At 55.5% G+C, this 17,527-nt stretch carries 17 protein-coding genes, 1 tRNA gene and 1 pseudogene; 12 read left to right on the top strand and 7 right to left on the bottom strand.

The window, feature by feature from the left end; all coding sequences use genetic code 11:
• Positions 1–51 precede the first annotated feature (51 nt).
• The 4 genes from ACJ69_RS11150 to yejF are packed head-to-tail and all read left to right on the top strand — an operon-like array spanning position 52 to position 5,577.
• The gene (locus ACJ69_RS11150) at positions 52–1,857 is read left to right on the top strand and encodes an extracellular solute-binding protein (RefSeq protein ID WP_059347055.1); all 1,806 of its coding nucleotides are present in this window, start codon (positions 52–54) and stop codon (positions 1,855–1,857) included.
• 9 nt (positions 1,858–1,866) lie between these two features.
• Positions 1,867–2,961, top strand: a complete 1,095-nt coding sequence (locus ACJ69_RS11155) for a microcin C ABC transporter permease YejB (protein WP_029740961.1) — start codon at positions 1,867–1,869, stop codon at positions 2,959–2,961.
• Positions 2,961–3,986 carry an ABC transporter permease gene (locus ACJ69_RS11160; protein WP_023312492.1) on the top strand — a complete coding sequence of 342 codons (1,026 nt, stop codon included), beginning with the start codon at positions 2,961–2,963 and terminating at the stop codon, positions 3,984–3,986. The genes ACJ69_RS11155 and ACJ69_RS11160 overlap by 1 nt, the downstream gene beginning before the upstream one ends.
• Position 3,987: 1 nt before the next feature.
• On the top strand, positions 3,988–5,577 hold the full coding sequence (gene yejF, locus ACJ69_RS11165; protein WP_059347056.1) for a microcin C ABC transporter ATP-binding protein YejF: 1,590 nt from the start codon (positions 3,988–3,990) through the stop codon (positions 5,575–5,577).
• A 3-nt stretch (positions 5,578–5,580) separates the two neighbouring features.
• On the opposite strand, the gene ACJ69_RS11170 is transcribed toward yejF, so the two are convergent.
• The 3 genes from ACJ69_RS11170 to rsuA form a co-directional block, all read right to left on the bottom strand.
• The gene (locus ACJ69_RS11170; protein WP_008500952.1) at positions 5,581–5,925 is read right to left on the bottom strand and encodes a YejG family protein; all 345 of its coding nucleotides are present in this window, start codon (positions 5,923–5,925) and stop codon (positions 5,581–5,583) included.
• Between the two features lie 279 nt (positions 5,926–6,204).
• Positions 6,205–7,401 carry a Bcr/CflA family multidrug efflux MFS transporter gene (locus ACJ69_RS11175; protein WP_054829879.1) on the bottom strand — a complete coding sequence of 399 codons (1,197 nt, stop codon included), beginning with the start codon at positions 7,399–7,401 and terminating at the stop codon, positions 6,205–6,207.
• Between the two features lie 15 nt (positions 7,402–7,416).
• Entirely contained in the window at positions 7,417–8,124 is a 708-nt protein-coding gene (rsuA, locus tag ACJ69_RS11180; RefSeq protein ID WP_029740957.1) for a 16S rRNA pseudouridine(516) synthase RsuA, read from the bottom strand.
• 281 nt (positions 8,125–8,405) lie between these two features.
• Here rsuA and ACJ69_RS11185 point away from each other — a divergent pair.
• A pseudogene (locus ACJ69_RS11185) lies at positions 8,406–10,165 on the top strand (DEAD/DEAH box helicase).
• Between the two features lie 125 nt (positions 10,166–10,290).
• A complete protein-coding gene (rplY, locus tag ACJ69_RS11190) occupies positions 10,291–10,575 on the top strand; it encodes a 50S ribosomal protein L25 (RefSeq protein ID WP_029740955.1) in 285 nt (94 codons plus the stop codon).
• Positions 10,576–10,626: 51 nt separating this feature from the next.
• Here rplY and yejK read toward each other — a convergent pair whose 3' ends face one another.
• Positions 10,627–11,634 (bottom strand): nucleoid-associated protein YejK, encoded by a 1,008-nt coding sequence (gene yejK, locus ACJ69_RS11195; RefSeq protein WP_008500957.1) that lies wholly within the window; start codon positions 11,632–11,634, stop codon positions 10,627–10,629.
• A 134-nt stretch (positions 11,635–11,768) separates the two neighbouring features.
• On the opposite strand from yejK, the gene ACJ69_RS11200 reads away from it, so the two are divergent.
• The 3 genes from ACJ69_RS11200 to ACJ69_RS11210 all read left to right on the top strand — a co-directional run bounded on the left by ACJ69_RS11200 (position 11,769) and on the right by ACJ69_RS11210 (position 13,925).
• On the top strand, positions 11,769–11,996 hold the full coding sequence (locus ACJ69_RS11200) for a YejL family protein (protein ID WP_008500958.1): 228 nt from the start codon (positions 11,769–11,771) through the stop codon (positions 11,994–11,996).
• A 19-nt stretch (positions 11,997–12,015) separates the two neighbouring features.
• Positions 12,016–13,776, top strand: a complete 1,761-nt coding sequence (gene yejM / locus ACJ69_RS11205; RefSeq protein ID WP_029740953.1) for an LPS biosynthesis-modulating metalloenzyme YejM — start codon at positions 12,016–12,018, stop codon at positions 13,774–13,776.
• A gap of 72 nt (positions 13,777–13,848) precedes the next feature.
• Positions 13,849–13,925, top strand: a tRNA-Pro gene (locus tag ACJ69_RS11210).
• Between the two features lie 105 nt (positions 13,926–14,030).
• Here the strand turns inward: ACJ69_RS11210 and ACJ69_RS11215 are convergent.
• Positions 14,031–14,351: a hypothetical protein gene (locus ACJ69_RS11215; protein WP_054829880.1), complete on the bottom strand. Its 321-nt coding sequence runs from the start codon at positions 14,349–14,351 to the stop codon at positions 14,031–14,033.
• Positions 14,351–14,590, bottom strand: coding sequence for a hypothetical protein (locus ACJ69_RS11220; RefSeq protein WP_032623296.1), 240 nt, complete (start codon positions 14,588–14,590; stop codon positions 14,351–14,353). The genes ACJ69_RS11215 and ACJ69_RS11220 overlap by 1 nt, the downstream gene beginning before the upstream one ends.
• Before the next feature lie 100 nt (positions 14,591–14,690).
• Here ACJ69_RS11220 and ACJ69_RS11225 point away from each other — a divergent pair, with 100 nt between their 5' ends.
• Complete coding sequence (locus ACJ69_RS11225) at positions 14,691–14,957, top strand: DinI family protein (RefSeq protein WP_020690100.1); 267 nt, start codon at positions 14,691–14,693, stop codon at positions 14,955–14,957.
• 53 nt (positions 14,958–15,010) lie between these two features.
• Here the strand turns inward: ACJ69_RS11225 and ACJ69_RS11230 are convergent, their stop codons facing one another.
• Positions 15,011–15,559: a recombinase family protein gene (locus ACJ69_RS11230; protein ID WP_059347057.1), complete on the bottom strand. Its 549-nt coding sequence runs from the start codon at positions 15,557–15,559 to the stop codon at positions 15,011–15,013.
• A gap of 127 nt (positions 15,560–15,686) precedes the next feature.
• Here ACJ69_RS11230 and ACJ69_RS24180 point away from each other — a divergent pair, with 127 nt between their 5' ends.
• Positions 15,687–16,421 carry a phage tail fiber protein gene (locus tag ACJ69_RS24180; protein WP_071886566.1) on the top strand — a complete coding sequence of 245 codons (735 nt, stop codon included), beginning with the start codon at positions 15,687–15,689 and terminating at the stop codon, positions 16,419–16,421.
• 742 nt (positions 16,422–17,163) lie between these two features.
• Positions 17,164–17,505: a tail fiber domain-containing protein gene (locus tag ACJ69_RS25975; protein WP_407027167.1), complete on the top strand. Its 342-nt coding sequence runs from the start codon at positions 17,164–17,166 to the stop codon at positions 17,503–17,505.
• Positions 17,506–17,527 lie beyond the last annotated feature (22 nt).

Below are 17,527 nucleotides of genomic sequence, written 5' to 3' on the forward strand. Positions count from 1 at the left end.
TTATTATTCAGCTTAACCGAGTCGGACTGTAAAAGAGGGAGCCGCCGCGAGATGCTTATGCGCTTCATGTTGCTGATGTTGGCACTAACGAGCCTGTCCAGCCAGGCGCAGGCCATCAAAGAAAATATCGCCTTCGCGGTGATTGGCGAGCCGAAATATGCGGTCAATTTTACGCACTTCGATTACGTTAACCCTGCCGCGTCGAAGGGCGGAAAGGTCACGCTTTCCGCCACGGGAACATTCGACAACTTCAACCGCTTCGCCCTGCGCGGCGTGGCCGCCGCGCGAACGGAATCGCTTTACGATACGCTCTTCGTCACGTCCGATGATGAGCCCGGCAGCTATTATCCGCTGATTGCCGAGAACGTGCGTTACGCCGATAACTTCGCCTGGGCGGAAATCTCGCTGAATCCGCGAGCACGTTTTCACGACGGTACGCCGGTGAAGGCCAGCGACGTGGCGTTCACCTTTCATAAATTCATGACCGAAGGCGTCCCCCAGTTCCGCATCGTGTACAAAGGGGCTTCCGTCAGAGCCATCGCGCCGCTCACCGTGCGCATCGAGCTGAGCGAACCGAACAAAGAGAATATGCTCAGCCTGTTCTCGCTACCGGTGATGCCTGAATCGTTCTGGAAAAATCATAAGCTAAGCGACCCGCTTTCCACGCCGCCGCTGGCAGGCGGCCCATACCGCATCACCGACTGGCGCATGGGGCAATATGTCGTTTACTCTCGCGTGAAAGATTACTGGGCAGCAGACCTGCCGGTAAACCGCGGGCGCTGGAATTTCGACACCCTTCGCTATGATTACTACCTCGACGATAACGTGGCGTTTGAAGCGTTCAAAGCCGGCGCCTTCGATTTACGCGTAGAAAGCAGCGCCAAAAACTGGGCGACCCGCTATATCGGCAAAAATTTCGCCAAAGGCTATATCGTCAAAGACGAGCACAAAAATGAGTCTGCCCAGGACACCCGCTGGCTGGCGTTTAATATTCAGCGTCCGGTATTTAATGACCGCCGGGTGCGCGAAGCCATTTCCCTGGCCTTTGATTTTGAGTGGATGAACAAAGCGTTGTTTTACGGGGCTTACAGCCGCGCCAACAGCTATTTCCAGAACACCGAATATGCCGCTCGCGATTACCCGAAAGCCGACGAGCTGGCACTGCTGACGCCGCTAAAAGCAGAGGTTCCGCCGCAGGTGTTCACTACCGTGTTTCAGCCGCCCGCTTCGAACGGTGACGGTTACGACCGCGTCAACCTGCTGAAAGCCAGCAAGCTGCTGGATGATGCGGGCTGGCACCTGAAAAATCAAAAGCGTGTGGATGCCAAAACGGGTAAGCCTCTCAGCTTTGAGCTGCTGCTCTCGTCCGGGGGCAACGATCAGTGGGTACTGCCGTTTAAGCACAACCTTGAGCGGCTGGGCGTGACCATGAACATTCGCCAGGTCGATAACGCACAGATCACCAGCCGCATGCGCAGCCGTGATTACGACATGATGCAGCGCCTGTGGCCCGCGCAGCCGTGGCCCAGCTCGGACCTGCAAATTTCCTGGGCCTCCAGCTACATTGACTCCTCATACAATGCGCCAGGGGTAAAAAGCCCGGCGATCGACGCGCTGATTGCGAAAATAGTGGCGGCGCAGGGGGATAAAGAAAAGCTCCTGCCGCTCGGGCGCGCCCTCGACAGAGTCCTGACCTGGAACTACTACATGCTGCCGATGTGGTATATGGGTGAAGATCGCCTTGCGCGCTGGGACAAGTTCTCCGTGCCTGCCGTGCGCCCTGTCTACTCCCTGGGCTTTGATACCTGGTGGTATGACGTTAACAAAGCCGCCAGACTTCCCGCTGAGCGGCGATAAGGAATCATCATGGGTGCCTATCTTATCCGTCGTCTCCTGCTGGTCATCCCCACCCTGTGGGCCATCATCACGATTAACTTTTTTATCGTGCAAATCGCCCCCGGCGGCCCGGTCGATCAGGCGATTGCCGCCATTGAATTTGGCAACAGCGGCGGCATGCCCGGCGGCGGCGGTGAAGGGATGGGTGCGAGCCATGCGCGAACCGGCGTAGGGAATATCAGCGAAAGCCATTATCGCGGCGGACGCGGGCTGGATCCGGAGGTGATCGCCGAGATCACCCACCGCTACGGCTTTGACAAACCGATTCACGAGCGCTATTTCAAAATGCTCTGGGATTATATCCGCTTTGATTTTGGCGACAGCCTGTTTCGCAGTGCGTCAGTGTTAACGTTGATCAAGCAAAGCCTGCCGGTGTCGATAACGCTGGGGCTGTGGGGAACGCTGATTATCTATCTGGTCTCTATACCGCTCGGGATCCGCAAAGCGGTGTATAACGGCAGCCGGTTTGATATCTGGAGCAGCACGTTCATCATCATCGGCTATGCCATCCCGGCGTTTCTGTTTGCCGTCCTGCTGATTGTCTTTTTTGCCGGGGGAAGCTATTTCGACCTCTTCCCGCTGCGGGGGCTGGTCTCCGCCGATTTCAGCTCCCTGCCGTGGTATCAGAAAATCACCGACTATCTCTGGCATATCACGCTGCCGGTGCTGGCCACGGTCATCGGCGGGTTCGCGGCCCTGACCATGTTGACCAAAAACGCCTTTCTCGATGAAATTCGTAAGCAGTACGTCGTTACCGCCCGCGCCAAGGGCGTGAGCGAGAAGCAGATCATGTGGAAACACGTGTTCCGCAACGCCATGCTGCTGGTGATCGCCGGATTTCCGGCCACGTTCATCGGCATGTTTTTTACCGGCTCTCTGCTGATAGAGGTGATGTTCTCGCTCAACGGCCTGGGGCTGCTGGGCTATGAAGCTACCGTGTCGCGCGATTATCCGGTGATGTTTGGCACACTCTATATTTTCACCCTGATTGGCCTGCTGCTGAATATCATCAGCGATATCAGCTATACGCTGGTCGATCCCCGAATCGATTTTGAGGGCCGCTGATGCCGCGTTTAAGCCCCGTCAACCAGGCCCGCTGGGCCCGCTTTCGCCACAACCGCCGCGGCTACTGGTCGCTGTGGATTTTTGCCGTGCTGTTTGCCTTAAGCATGTGTTCGGAGCTGATCGCCAACGACAAGCCGTTGCTGGTGCATTTTAACGACCGCTGGTACGTGCCGGTTATCGCCAACTACAGCGAAAGCGACTTCGGCGGCCCGTTTGCAACACCGGCGGAGTATCAGGATCCGTGGCTTCGCCAGCAGATTGAGCAGCACGGCTGGGCGCTCTGGGCGCCGGTGCGCTTTGGCGCCAACAGCATTAACTTCGCCACCACGACGCCCTTCCCTTCCCCGCCCTCCGCGCAAAACTGGCTGGGAACGGATGCTAACGGCGGCGACGTGCTGGCGCGCATCCTTTATGGCACGCGAATTTCTCTTCTCTTTGGGCTGATGCTGACGATCTTCTCAAGCGTGATGGGCGTCGTGGCGGGCGCCGTTCAGGGCTACTACGGCGGGAAAATTGACCTGTGGGGCCAGCGGGTTATTGAAGTCTGGTCAGGCATGCCTACGCTGTTTCTGATCATCCTGCTTTCCAGCGTGGTGCAGCCCGGCTTTTGGTGGCTGTTAGGTATCACCGTCCTGTTCGGCTGGATGGCGCTGGTGGGCGTGGTGCGGGCGGAGTTTCTGCGCACCCGTAATTTCGACTACATTCGCGCCGCGCAGGCGCTTGGCGTGAGCGACCGCGGGATCATCTTCCGCCATATGCTGCCCAACGCGGTGGTAGCAACGCTCACCTTCCTGCCGTTTATTCTGTGCAGCTCCATCACCACCCTCACCTCGCTGGATTTTCTTGGTTTCGGGCTACCGCTGGGTTCCCCGTCGCTCGGCGAACTGCTGCTGCAGGGCAAAAACAACCTGCAGGCGCCGTGGTTAGGCATCGCCGCCTTTCTTTCCGTGGCCGTGCTGCTTTCGCTGCTGATTTTTATAGGCGAAGCCGTGCGCGATGCCTTCGATCCGAACAAGGCGGTATAAAATGACCCAGCCTCTTCTGAGTATTGATAACCTGTCGATTGCTTTTTCAACGCAGGGCGAGACGCGCACCGTGGTCACCGACCTGTCGCTGCAGATCCAGACCGGGGAAACGCTGGCCCTGGTGGGCGAGTCGGGTTCAGGCAAGAGTGTTTCAGCACTCTCCATCCTGCGGCTGCTGCCTTCTCCGCCTGTGAGCTACCCGCAAGGGGATATTCTGTTTCACGGCAGCTCGCTGCTGCATGCCGACGAACATACCCTGCGCGGCATTCGCGGCAACAAAATCGCCATGATCTTCCAGGAGCCGATGGTTTCCCTCAACCCGCTGCACAGCCTGGAGAAACAGCTCTATGAAGTGCTCTCCCTGCACCGGGGGATGCGCAAAGAGGCCGCGCGGGGAGAAATTCTGGACTGTCTGGAACGAACGGGCATACGCAATGCGGCCAAACGGCTGAATGATTTCCCGCATCAGCTCTCCGGCGGGGAACGCCAGCGCGTGATGATCGCTATGGCCCTGCTCACGCGACCCGAGCTGTTGATTGCCGACGAGCCCACAACGGCGCTGGACGTGACGGTACAGGCGCAAATATTGACGCTGCTGCGGGAACTGCGTGACGAGCTGAACATGAGCCTGCTGTTTATCACGCACAACCTGAGTATTGTGAGAAAGCTGGCCGACAGCGTCGCGGTGATGCAAAACGGACGATGCGTTGAACAGAATAGCGCGTCCACGCTGCTGAGCGCGCCGCAGCACCCCTATACGCAGCGCCTGCTCGACAGCGAACCCTCCGGCGACCCGGTTCCACTCGCGGCTGACAGCACACCGCTGCTGCGCGTTGAGGATCTGTCCGTGTCGTTTCCGATCCGCAAAGGTATTCTGCGGCGCATCGTCGACCAGAATCCGGTGCTGAAAAACATCCGCTTCTCGCTGCGCCCGGGAGAATCCCTGGGGCTGGTGGGCGAATCCGGTTCGGGCAAAAGCACCACCGGTCTGGCGCTGCTGCGCTTAATTGCCTCCCAGGGCGAGATCCTCTTTGACGATATGCCGCTGCACCGCTGGAACCGCCGCCAGATGCTGCCCGTGCGGCCCCGCATGCAGGTGGTGTTTCAGGATCCCAACTCCTCGCTTAACCCCCGGCTCAGCGTGTTACAGATTATCGAAGAGGGTCTGCGCGTGCATCAGCCCGGCCTGAGCGCTCAGCAGCGCGAGCAGGAAGTTATGCGGGTGATGGCCGAAGTGGGCTTAGATGCCGGGACACGCCACCGCTATCCGGCTGAATTCTCCGGCGGGCAGCGCCAGCGTATCGCCATTGCCCGCGCGCTGATCCTGAAGCCGGAGCTGATTATTCTGGATGAACCGACGTCGTCGCTGGACAGAACCGTTCAGGCGCAGATCCTGGCCCTGCTGAAAGGGCTGCAGGAAAAGCACCGGCTGGCCTATATCTTTATCAGCCACGATCTTCAGGTGGTGCGGGCGCTATGCCATCAGGTGATTGTATTGCGACAGGGAGAAGTGGTCGAGCAGGGAGAGTGCCAGCGCGTATTTAGCGCGCCAACGCAGCGCTACACGCGCCAGCTGTTGTCGGCAGACTAGCGATCAGAACGGGTACTGGCCGGAGAAAGGCTCCGCGATGGCAACGCCAAAATTCTTCAGACGGCAGGTGGCGGCAAACTCGTCCTGACTCTTCACAAACAGGCACGGCTCACCTTCACACTCCAGCACGGAGCTGTCCACTTCGATATCCGTCAGGGCCTGACTGAGACGCTCCATCACCCGCCATGCATTTTCGTCGCTCGGGCTCAACAGCTTGAGTGCCACCAGGCAGTTTTCACAGCCCGCGACGTTTTGCGGAATCGGTTCAACTTTCGAACCTGCAAAACCCGCCGACCAGCGATAGCTCTGGGGCAAGCGATGGACAATGGAGAGTTGTAATGTATTCACGTTCGTTCCCCGGAAGCAAAATTTACTTCACAATTTATTTACATTTATAGTAACACATCATCGCCAGCCTGCACTATTCAGCGCTTTTTTATCCGTTTCCTGGCTCGCGTCGGCGCTATATGTACCCGTTTCTGCGATCTAACTCAACCTTTTTGAATACAATGATGTGACTTTTTACACAAATAGATTTTACATAAAATAAACAAACACGGAATAAACGAACGGGAGTTTGGTTGATATGCATCAACAAAAAAGGCCCTGCCGGGCCTTCTCTGTGTTTTAGTGGGCCGCTTTTCGCGGTCGACTGGCGTAAAGATAGAAGAGTATCGAGCTGGTTGCGCAAAAAGCCATCGCCCACAGCATGGGCCATGCCGTCGTAAAGGTAGCCATCGAAAGCAACGCGCCAACGATAGCGCCGATGCCGAAGCGGAACGTCCCCGCCAGGGAAGAGGCTGTACCCGCCATATGCGGAAACTCATCCAGGATCACCGCCATCGCATTAGATGACACCATCGACACGCAGCCGACAAAGGCCGCTACGCCGACCACCAGCGCCCAGAAGCCCACGCCCAGAAACGCGCTCACCACCAGCCAGATAGCCATCACAAACTGGATCCACAGCCCGGCGCGGAACATGTTCAGCGCCCCCACCCGCCGGACAAAACGGCTGTTGATGATGGTCATGATGAACAGGAAGACGATGTTGAGCGCAAAGTAATAGCCGAAGTGCTGCGGCGAAACGTGGTTCAGCTCGATGTAGACAAACGGCCCGGCGCTCAGGAAGGAGAACATCCCGGCGAAGCTGAACCCGCTTGCCAGCATATAGCTGAGCACGCGCTTGTGGCGAAACAGCGAGGCAAAATTGCCGATTGTGGTTCGGATGTGGAATTTCTGACGGCGCTCGAGGGGGAGCGTTTCATCAATAAAGAAGAAGATCATCGCCGAAGCCAGCAGCGCGGCCAGGGCCAGGATCCAGAAAATCACGTGCCAGCTAAACCACACCAGCACCGCACCACCGGCCATGGGTGCCACCAGCGGCGCAATCGTCGTCACCAGCATCACGAACGACATCATCCGGGAGAACTCTTCCTTCGGGTAGATATCGCGCATCAGGGCGTTAATCACCACGCTTGCCGCAGCCGCCGCCAGACCGTGGAAGAAGCGCATGATAATCAGATGATCGATGGTCTGCGCCAGCGCACAGGCAACCGCTGCGGCCGCAAAGACCAGCGTCCCGCCCAGAATAACGGGCTTGCGTCCAAGGCTGTCCGCCATCGGGCCATAAAACAGCTGGCCGAGGGCAAAGCCGAGAATATAGGTGCTGAGCGTCATCTGCGCGCTGCCCGCCGGGACGCCAAACTGCGCAGAAATCACCGGCAGCGCGGGCAGGTACATATCAATAGACAGCGGCATCAGCATGGCCAGCAGGCCAAGAATGAAGACGATTTTGAACGACGAGTGTGGCCTGGTGGTCACAGAGCTCTCCTGAAATTAGTGCGAAGGCAGACCGACGCTGGCGATCTCTTCTTCCGTTAACGGGCGATATTCGCCCGGCGCCAGGTCGGGATCGAGTTCGATCGCACCAATCCGCTCACGATGCAGGCCAACAACGCGGTTCCCCACCGCGGCAAACATACGTTTCACCTGATGGTAGCGCCCTTCGCTGATGGTCAGACGGACTTCCGTCGGCGTAATCACCTCAAGCACGGCGGGTTTGGTCAGATCTTTTTCATTATGCAGCTGAACGCCCTTCGTGAATTGCTCTGCCGTGTCATCCGACACCGGCGACTCCAGCGTGACCAGATAGGTTTTCTCGCAGTGGTGACGCGGGGAAGTAATGCGATGCGACCACTGCCCGTCGTCGGTCATCAGTACCAGACCCGTGGTGTCGATGTCGAGGCGGCCTGCGGCGTGCAGCTTGTGCGCCACCGGTTCGTCGAGGAAATAGAGTACCGTCGGATGATCCGGATCGTCCGTTGAGCAGACGTAGCCTTCCGGCTTATTGAGCATGAAGTAGCGCGGACCGTGCTGCTGGGTCAGCGGATTGCCGTCATACTCCACCTGATGGTCAGGCTGAAGTTTGAAAGCGGTGTCTTTCACAATGTCGCCATCCACGGTAACGCGGCTGGCGCGAATTTCACGCCCGGCAATAGCGCGGCTTACGCCGAGTTGCTGAGCGATAAACTTATCAAGTCGCATGAAATCTTTTTAGCCTTAATGGTGCTGGAAGTCGGACAACAGGTCCGAAAAAAGAAGCAGTCTGGAACGGTTCAGTATAATGGTCTGGTTGCGCCACTCAAGGGAAAAAGTTTCGTGGCATACTATCTATACCCTAAATAATTCGAGTTGCATGAAGGCGGCAAAGGAGTGAATCCCCGGGAGCTTACATAAGTAAGTGACCGGGGTGAACGAGTGCAGCCAACGCACAGGCAACTTGAAGTATGACGGGTATATGTGCGGAATAACGAAACCGAGACCCTATGACTTTTACACTTCGCCCCTATCAGCAGGAAGCCGTTGACGCCACCCTCGCCTGGTTCCGTAAACATCGCGAGCCAGCGGCGATTGTGCTCCCGACCGGCGCAGGCAAAAGCCTTGTCATCGCCGAACTGGCGCGTCTGGCGCGCGGTCGCGTGCTGGTGCTGGCGCACGTCAAAGAGCTCGTCGCGCAAAACCACGCCAAGTATTGTGCGCTTGGGCTGGAAGCCGATATTTTCGCCGCCGGGCTGAAGCGCAAAGAGAGCCACGGTAAAGTGGTCTTTGGCAGCGTGCAGTCGGTGGCGCGCAATCTGGACCTGTTTCGCAGCGAATTTTCGCTGCTGATTGTCGACGAGTGCCACCGCATCAGCGATGACGACGACAGCCAGTATCAGCAAATCCTGGCTCATCTGAAAGCGGTGAATTCCCACCTGCGCCTGCTGGGCCTGACGGCGACCCCGTTTCGCCTGGGGAAAGGCTGGATCTATCGCTACCATTATCACGGCATGGTGCGCGGCGATGACAAGGCTCTGTTCAGCGACTGCATTTACGAACTTCCGCTGCGCTACATGATCAAACATGGCTACCTGACGCCGCCTGAACGGCTGGATATGCCGGTGGTGCAGTACGATTTCAGCCGTCTGCAGGCGCAGAGCAACGGCTTATTCAGCGAAGCGGATCTCAACCAGGAGCTGAAAAAGCAGAAGCGTATTACACCGCATATCATCAGCCAGATAGAGGAGTTCGCCGCGACGCGCAAAGGGGTGATGATCTTTGCCGCCACCGTTGAGCACGCGCGAGAAATCACCGGGTTATTGCCCGCCGGTGACGCGGCGTTAATCACCGGCGAGACGCCCGGCCCGGAGCGCGACAGCCTGATTGACGCGTTTAAGGCCCAGCGGTTCCGCTATCTGGTAAACGTGTCGGTATTGACCACCGGCTTTGACGCCCCGCACGTCGACCTTATCGCCATTTTGCGCCCGACCGAATCGGTCAGTCTGTATCAGCAGATTGTTGGCCGCGGCCTGCGTCTGGCCCGGGAAAAACAGACTGCCTGATTCTGGATTATGCCGGTAACCCGCACGATCTCTATACGCCTGAGGTCGGCGCGCCAAAAGGAAAAAGCGACAACGTGCCCGTGCAGGTCTTTTGCCCTGCCTGCGGTTTTGCCAACACCTTCTGGGGAAAAACCACCGCCGACGGTACGCTGATCGAACACTTTGGCCGCCGCTGTCAGGGCTGGTTTGAAGATGATGACGGGCATCGCGAGCAGTGCGATTTCCGCTTCCGGTTCAAAAACTGCCCACAGTGCAACGCCGAAAACGACATTGCCGCCCGCCGCTGCCGGGAATGCGACACGGTGCTGGTTGACCCGGACGACATGCTGAAAGCAGCATTAAAGCTGAAAGATGCTCTGGTGCTGCGCTGTTCCGGCATGGCGCTGCAGCCCGGCGCCGATGAAAAAGGCGAGTGGTTGAAAATCACCTATTACGATGAAGACGGGGCGGACGTCAGCGAGCGCTTCCGGGTTCAGACGCCTGCCCAGCGAATGGCCTTCGAGCAGCTGTTTATCCGCCCGCATACCCGCACGCCTGGCGTGCCCCTGCGCTGGATAACCGTGGCCGATATCGTGCGCCAGCAGATGCTATTGCGCCATCCGGATTTTGTCGTCGCCCGTAAGAAAGGCCAGTTCTGGCAGGTGCGCGAGAAGCTCTTTGACTACGAAGGTCGCTTTCGTCGCGCCAACGAATTGCGCGGTTAGCGGGACTTTTCATTGATGTGAGGGGCATTTGAGTATAAAATGCCGCCCGCTTCACATCCGTGAGGCAGAACACTCACCTGCTGCTGGGTCGCCTGTAGCAGGGTTTTAAATACAGAGAGAAATCAATGTTCACTATCGAAGCAGAAGTACGTAACGTGCAGGGTAAGGGTGCGAGCCGCCGCCTGCGTAACGCTAACAAGTTCCCGGCTATCGTTTACGGTGGCGAAGCTGCTCCAGTTGCAATCGAACTGGATCACGACAAACTGTGGAACCTGCAGACCAAAGCTGAATTCTACAGCGAAGTTCTGACCATCGTTGTTGGCGGTAAAGAAGAAAAAGTGAAAGTTCAGGCTGTTCAGCGTCACCCGTTCAAGCCAAAACTGTCTCACATCGACTTCGTTCGCGCGTAATCGCAAACACGTCGAAAAAAACCCCGCTTCTGCGGGGTTTTTTTATGGCTGCTATTTCCCGCCCGAGGTGCGGCGCTGAAGCTGATCGCGCAGGTTCGGCGGCGTGCCTTTAATGGTCAGCGTATCGGTGGCCGGATCCCAGAAGATGCGTTCACCCAGCAACATCGCGTCAAAGTTGATGGTTAACCCGCCGCCGCTGCCGGCAAACTTGGTTAACTGACGCAGCGTGCTGCGATCCGCCGGGAAGCTCTCTTCAAGCTCATAGCCTTTCTCCGCGGTGAATTCCTGGAAGCTGACTTCGCTGACGCCGGCCAGCTCTTTTGACAGGGACTCCAGCTCGATCTCCTCCCCTGCCTGCAGCTGTTCGTTGCAGTAGCTGTAAACCTGCTGGCGCACGGTCTGGCGCTCAGATTTATCGAGCTGCGCTTCAGCCGTGAAGTCGTCAACCGCCTGGAGAAGCCCTTTGTTCTGTGCTTTGGCGTTAAGACCTTCGCTGGCACCGAGGAAATCCATAAAGAAATCTGCCACTTTGCGGCCCACGCGCCCCTTCAGGAAAGTCAGGTAGCGGGTCGACTCCGGGTTGGTTTCCCATTCGGTCAAATCAATACGCGCCACGATATCCGCATGGTTGATATCCAGATAATGCGTTGAGCTGATATCCAGCTGCTCGTTCACGCGCATGCTGCTTAGGTTATTCAGCACGGTAACCAGCAGATACTCTACCGCCAGGTAGCGATAGTGGCAGAACAGCACGATCCCGCCGTCGGCGAACGGATATTTCGCCAGCTCGTCGCGCAGACGCCCGGTGGCGGCGCGGCTAAACGCCAGGAAATCCTCTTCGCCCTGACGCTGCAGGCGCAGGCTATCAGCCAGTTCACTCTCTTCGCTGAACAGGCCATAGGCTTTATTTTTGGCGCTGTAGACGCGATGCAGCTCTGCCATCATCTCCACCACGGTCGCCGTAGGTTCCAGTAACGAATCGCGCAGCACCACTTCAAGGGTTTGCTCATCACGCTTGATAAGCTGGTGCAAGGCAATCTGGTTGATTTCCAGACTCATGATAAACTCTCCTTTTAGACCGGGCGGTATTCAACCACCACCAGGACATGTGTGCAACAACAGATAAAAAAGGGGAAAAAAAGCTGTTGCTACGGTAATATGTTGCCCTTTCATCAACAAACTGATTTTGATTTATGCCACAACATTCCCGCTACAGTGATGAACACGTTGAACAACTGCTCAGTGAGCTGGTCAACGTACTGGAAAAACATAAAACGCCGACCGATCTCTCCCTGATGGTTTTGGGAAATATGGTCACCAACCTGATTAACACCAGCGTTGCTCCGGCTCAGCGTCAGGCGATCGCAAAATCGTTCGCTCAAGCTTTACAGTCGTCCGTCAGCAACGACCCGGCCCATTAAGGGATACGAACAACAGTTTATGGTGACGAATCGTCAGCGCTACCGTGAAAAAGTCTCCCAGATGGTCAGCTGGGGGCACTGGTTTGCCCTGTTCAACATTCTGCTGGCGACGGTCATTGGCTGTCGTTATCTGTTTGTCGCAGACTGGCCAACAACGCTAACCGGGCGTATCTACTCCTGGATGAGCGTTGTGGGTCACTTTAGCTTTTTGGTTTTCGCCACCTATCTGCTGATCCTGTTCCCCTTGACGTTTATCGTCATGTCGCAGCGTCTGATGCGGTTCTTGTCCGCCATTCTTGCGACGGTGGGGATGACGCTGCTGCTTATCGACAGTGAAGTGTTCACCCGCTTCCACCTGCACCTCAACCCCATCGTCTGGGAACTGGTGATTAACCCCGACCAGAACGAAACTGCCCGTGACTGGCAGCTGATGTTTATCAGCGTCCCGGTGATCCTGCTGATTGAGATGCTGTTCGCTACCTGGAGCTGGCAAAAGCTCCGCAGCCTGACCCGGCGACGCCATTATGCGAAGCCCGTCGCCGCGCTCTTTTTCGTCTCTTTTATCAGTTCGCACATCATGTATATCTGGGCGGATGCGAACTTCTATCGCCCTATTACCATGCAGCGCGCGAACCTGCCGCTCTCGTACCCGATGACGGCCCGTCGCTTCCTCGAGAAACACGGCCTGCTTGATGCGCAGGAGTACCAGCGCCGTCTTATCGAGCAGGGCAACCCGGAAGCCGTCAGCGTTCAGTATCCTCTGAGCGACCTGAACTACCGCGATATGGGGCGCGGGCAAAACGTCCTGCTGATCACCGTCGATGGCCTGAACTATTCCCGTTTCGAGAAGCAGATGCCGGCGCTGGCCGCTTTCGCGAGTCAAAACGTCTCGTTTACTCAGCATATGAGCTCCGGTAACACCGCCGATGCGGGCATCTTTGGCCTCTTCTATGGCATTTCAGCCGGCTACATGGACGGCGTACTGTCTACCCGCACGCCTGCGGCGCTGATCACCGGGCTGAATCAGCAAGGCTATCAGTTAGGGTTGTTCTCCTCCGATGGCTTTAACAGCCCGCTCTACCGCCAGGCGCTGCTGTCCGATTTCTCACTGCCGACGGCGCAAAAACAGTCCGATGCGCAGACCGCCAGCCAATGGATAAACTGGCTGCAGCGCTACGCCCAGGAAGATAACCGCTGGTTCTCATGGGTTGCCTTTAACGGCACAACGCTTGCTGACAGCAATAAGAGTGACTTTGCGCGCCGCTACGGTCGCGCGGCTGGCGACGTTGATACGCAGATAGGCCGCGTGCTTGACGCGCTTCGCGAGTCGGGCAAGCTGGACAACACCGTGGTGATCGTGACCGCGGGCCATGGCATCCCGCTAGGTGACGAGACGAAGAGTATGAGCTGGTCTCGCCCGAATCTGCAGGTTCCGCTGGTGATCCACTGGCCTGGCACCCCGGCGCAGCGCATCAATATGCTCACCGAGCATAAAGATGTGATGACTACCCTGATGCAACGCCTGCTGCACGTCAGCACGCCAGCAAACGAATATTCGCAGGGGCAGGATCTCTTCAGCGCCGCGCGCCGCCACAGCTGGGTGACGGCGGCGGGGAATAATACGCTGGTAGTCACCACGCCGAAGCTGACGCTGGTTCTGAACAGCAACGGGAATTATCAGACGTATAATCTGCAGGGTGAACGGTTGAAAGATCAGAAACCGCAGCTGAGCCTGCTGCTTCAGGTCCTGACGGATGAGAAGCGCTTCATCGCTAACTGATTAATAATAAACCAGTTAGCGACAGATTCCCTTGCATTCAAAACGGAATCGAGTAGTATTCTTTTTATGCGTCGGCACGTAGCGCAGCCTGGTAGCGCACCGTCATGGGGTGTCGGGGGTCGGAGGTTCAAATCCTCTCGTGCCGACCAAAAACACATTGAAAACCAGCCTCTTACGGCTGGTTTTTTCATGTTTAAAATTTGTACGGGGAAGCATTGGGGAAAAATGGGGGAATAACCCCCGACATTTACACGCTATATTACAGGCGATTTATCGTCTTTAACTTGGTTAAGTGTATGTGTAAGAACGCCGTGTACCGTTACGTCATTCAGAGCTTCCCCTTCTATCGCTTCACCATCTTGAGTGATCAGCGCGTGGCCCATTAGCTTCACGAACTGGTTTCTCCCGTCCATGCTAACCAGCAACGTATCCCCTCCTTCTGGCTTCAGACTGACGTTAATAACGGCCCAGCCGCATGAAGTTTCAATAACCCGGCAGTTGTTATCTACACCGCAGATAACATCTATCGTCATGCGCTGCTCCTGGTAATCCATGGCTGGCGATGGAAATCCCATTAGAAAACCCTCCCCATGTTACGCAGGATCCAGTATCGGTTCTCACTTCCGTTTGTCGTCTTATCGGCGAAGTCCGGCTGGTATCGCTCGATCCATGAATTTGCATCCGCTTGGCTGAAATGCCAGTGCCTCTCCTGCAGTTCAGCGATGAATTTGTCTGTATGCAGGCAGAGATAGCCCTTCGGGTTTTGCTGTATGGCCGCAATAAAAGCAGCACGAATATCCGGTTGACGAGGCATGAACACACCCTCACTCACTTATTGACTGTATGCATATACAGTAGTATTTTTATAAAAACAGATCAAGCACAGGCAATTTTTCACTTATAAGAGGATCGGTATGTTTGTTGAGCTGGTTTATGACAAGCGAAATGTTGAAGGGCTCCAAGGAGCCAGAGAGATCATCCTGGCTGAGCTAACAAAGCGAGTGCACCAGATTTTTCCTGATGCAGAAGTGAAGGTAAAGCCGATGCAGGCGAACGGCTTGAATAGTGACGCCAGCAAAAGCGATCGGGAAAAGTTGAATCGCATGCTGGAGGAGATGTTTGAAGAGGCCGATATGTGGCTGGTTTCTGAATTTCCGACAGTTCGCCAGGCTGGGCTCTAATATGGCCGGGCAGCGACAGTATTAGCTGACTGCCCGACCATGGCTTGGCTGATTTATCCCACAGGAAATTTTTTATATAGCGTGCATACTGCAACGTCATAAATTATTGCAACCTGCTTCCTGTCTACGCCGTTCGCTATCAACCGCCCTGCCTGAGCCCATTGCTCTTGGGTGAGCTTCGGACGCCTGCCGCCGATTCTCCCTTTCTCACGAGCTGCAGCCAGACCTGCCCGGGTGCGTTCCACAATCAACTCCCTCTCCATTTCCGCCAGGGCTGACATGATATGGAAGATGAAGCGCCCCATCGGGCTTGATGTATCGATACTGTCGGTGAGGCTCTTAAAGTGGATACCGCGCTGCCGAAGTTCGTCCACCAGCAGCACCAGATTACGCATGCTGCGCCCAAGCCGATCCAGCTTCCAGACCACCAGCGTATCCCCCTCATTTAATGCCTTGAGAAGCTTTTTTAGTGCTGGCCGGTTTGCTACCGTTCCGCTCATTTTTTCTTCGAAAATTTGTTCACATCCTGCGCGTTCGAGCGCTTGCCGCTGAAGATCCGTATTTTGGTCATTTGTTGACACCCTTACATAGCCAATTTGCATATTTTTCACCCAGTTATTTCAGCAAAAAAATCAGGTGAAGTTATCGGCCAGGCCGCTTGAGAGCAATCTATAAAACGTCGGTTTGGGAAGTAGCGCCACGAGAAACGCCTACAGCACCTCCGGGGATATGCTTTCCGTTGGTGATTTTGGAGTGGGGACTGTATTACCAAATGGGGCAAGTATTCGCACACAGAATGACGCTACCCCATCTGGTTTTTATGGTTCTACGCAGGATGGATATTCAGAAATTGGTGTTTCTACTGACCTGACTACTTTGATCATCAACCGAGGTTCCAGGCCAACTCGTATTCATCAGTCTTATAACCTCAGGCGAACATGGTTCTCGTATTACAGTGGCTCGTCCTGGTCATATCATGAGGCTTACACCACGGGCAATACCACCAGAGCCAGCGATGGCACGCTCAAAGCAGCATCGCCTGTGGTTAAAGTGTTTTCGGATGGATCATGCCAGACTAACGATGAATCTGATGGCTGCTCTGTCACTCGTCTGGGCATCGGTGAATACCTGGTTGAAGGGTGTGAGGGGCTTAACTCTGATGCGGCCTGGGGTGGCATCGATGGCGGTTTTGATATCCCAACCGACAGAAACAAACAGCCTCTTATCTGGCTGGATTATGAGGTTAACGCGGATGGTTCTGTGCTGGTAAAAACCTATCATCGAACACATCCTGGCGCGCCTGCATTCGCCAGGAACGAGTTGCAGGGTATCAGCGATGGCGATCCGGTGGATATTCCACGCGACCAGTTTGTGTCCGTCCGTGTCGAAATGCCTGCCGATTCTTTATACAACCAAAAACTCAGGGACGACGAACTGGCAATGACTACGGATGAAGGTGAATAAAGGTCGGTTTGGGAAACAGCGCCACAAGGAACGTTGGAACGGCTGCCGGAACCGTGGCGGCCGGGGATGATTCGCGGTTGAATACTGTCGATAAAAAAACAGGGGGAAATGTTTCCGGCAGTTTGATGGTAACTCAGGGCAATAGTATTGGGGTATCCACGCAGGAAGGTGGTGATAAGGCTGTTAAGCTATACAACATTACAGGGGATGGGACTGTCGGAAGTTATGTAAACGCTGTGGGAGGGCCTGGTATAACGGAAACTGGTCTCTTGGTGGCGTTCGGGGAAGCGGGACTAATTTAGACAGAGCGCAGTTAAATGTTAATAGCGGAACTGGTACGGCGGGTTCATTTTTATTTTACCCCGATGAGAGATTCAAATCATCTTCGTGTGGAGCTGATGGAGCTGGTTATGGTGGCTCATGGTCAGACATTAACACATGGCAAAGAAATATCTCTTTTTTTAGGGGTAACGTATCCGTTAACAATGATGCTGGGTTTATTCCTTTTGCCCGTTGGCATAGTCAATGCAGTGGTGGATATTCTTCAACAGTAGGGCTTGGTTCTATAGCTACCGGGCCTAGTTCGTGGGCGGATGTAGCAATAACAACACTCGGGGATGGTGGTTCTGCCGGACAGCGTATATTTCAATTCACGACAGCAAACGGCGATATATACGCCAACGCTGGTGGAAATCTTTCCGGTAACTATATTTTCCAGAAGCAGCCTAACTGTGACATTACGCTGAAGCACGATATTAAATATGATGATGGTTATCAGTCATACGAGAATATCAAGAAATTCCTGCCAGCAACTTACGTCTACAACGATGACCCTCGTGAGAGAGTTCGCCGAGGTGTAATCGCTCAGGACGTCATGAAGATTGATAGTGAGTACGTCAAGCTGGTCCCTGCTGCGCCAAAGTTTGATAGCGAAGGAAGCAGGGTTGATGCTGATGATACGTTGGCGCTTGATACGAACGTCATTATGCTTGATACCGTGCTGGCCCTGAACTACGTCATCAAGAAGCTGGAGGCTACACAGAACGAGCTGGAGGAGCTTAAGCTAAAAATAGCGGCATCATGAAGCCTGAGCATTCAGCTGCAGC

It is taken from the genome of Enterobacter asburiae, assembly GCF_001521715.1.
Lineage (GTDB): Bacteria > Pseudomonadota > Gammaproteobacteria > Enterobacterales > Enterobacteriaceae > Enterobacter > Enterobacter asburiae.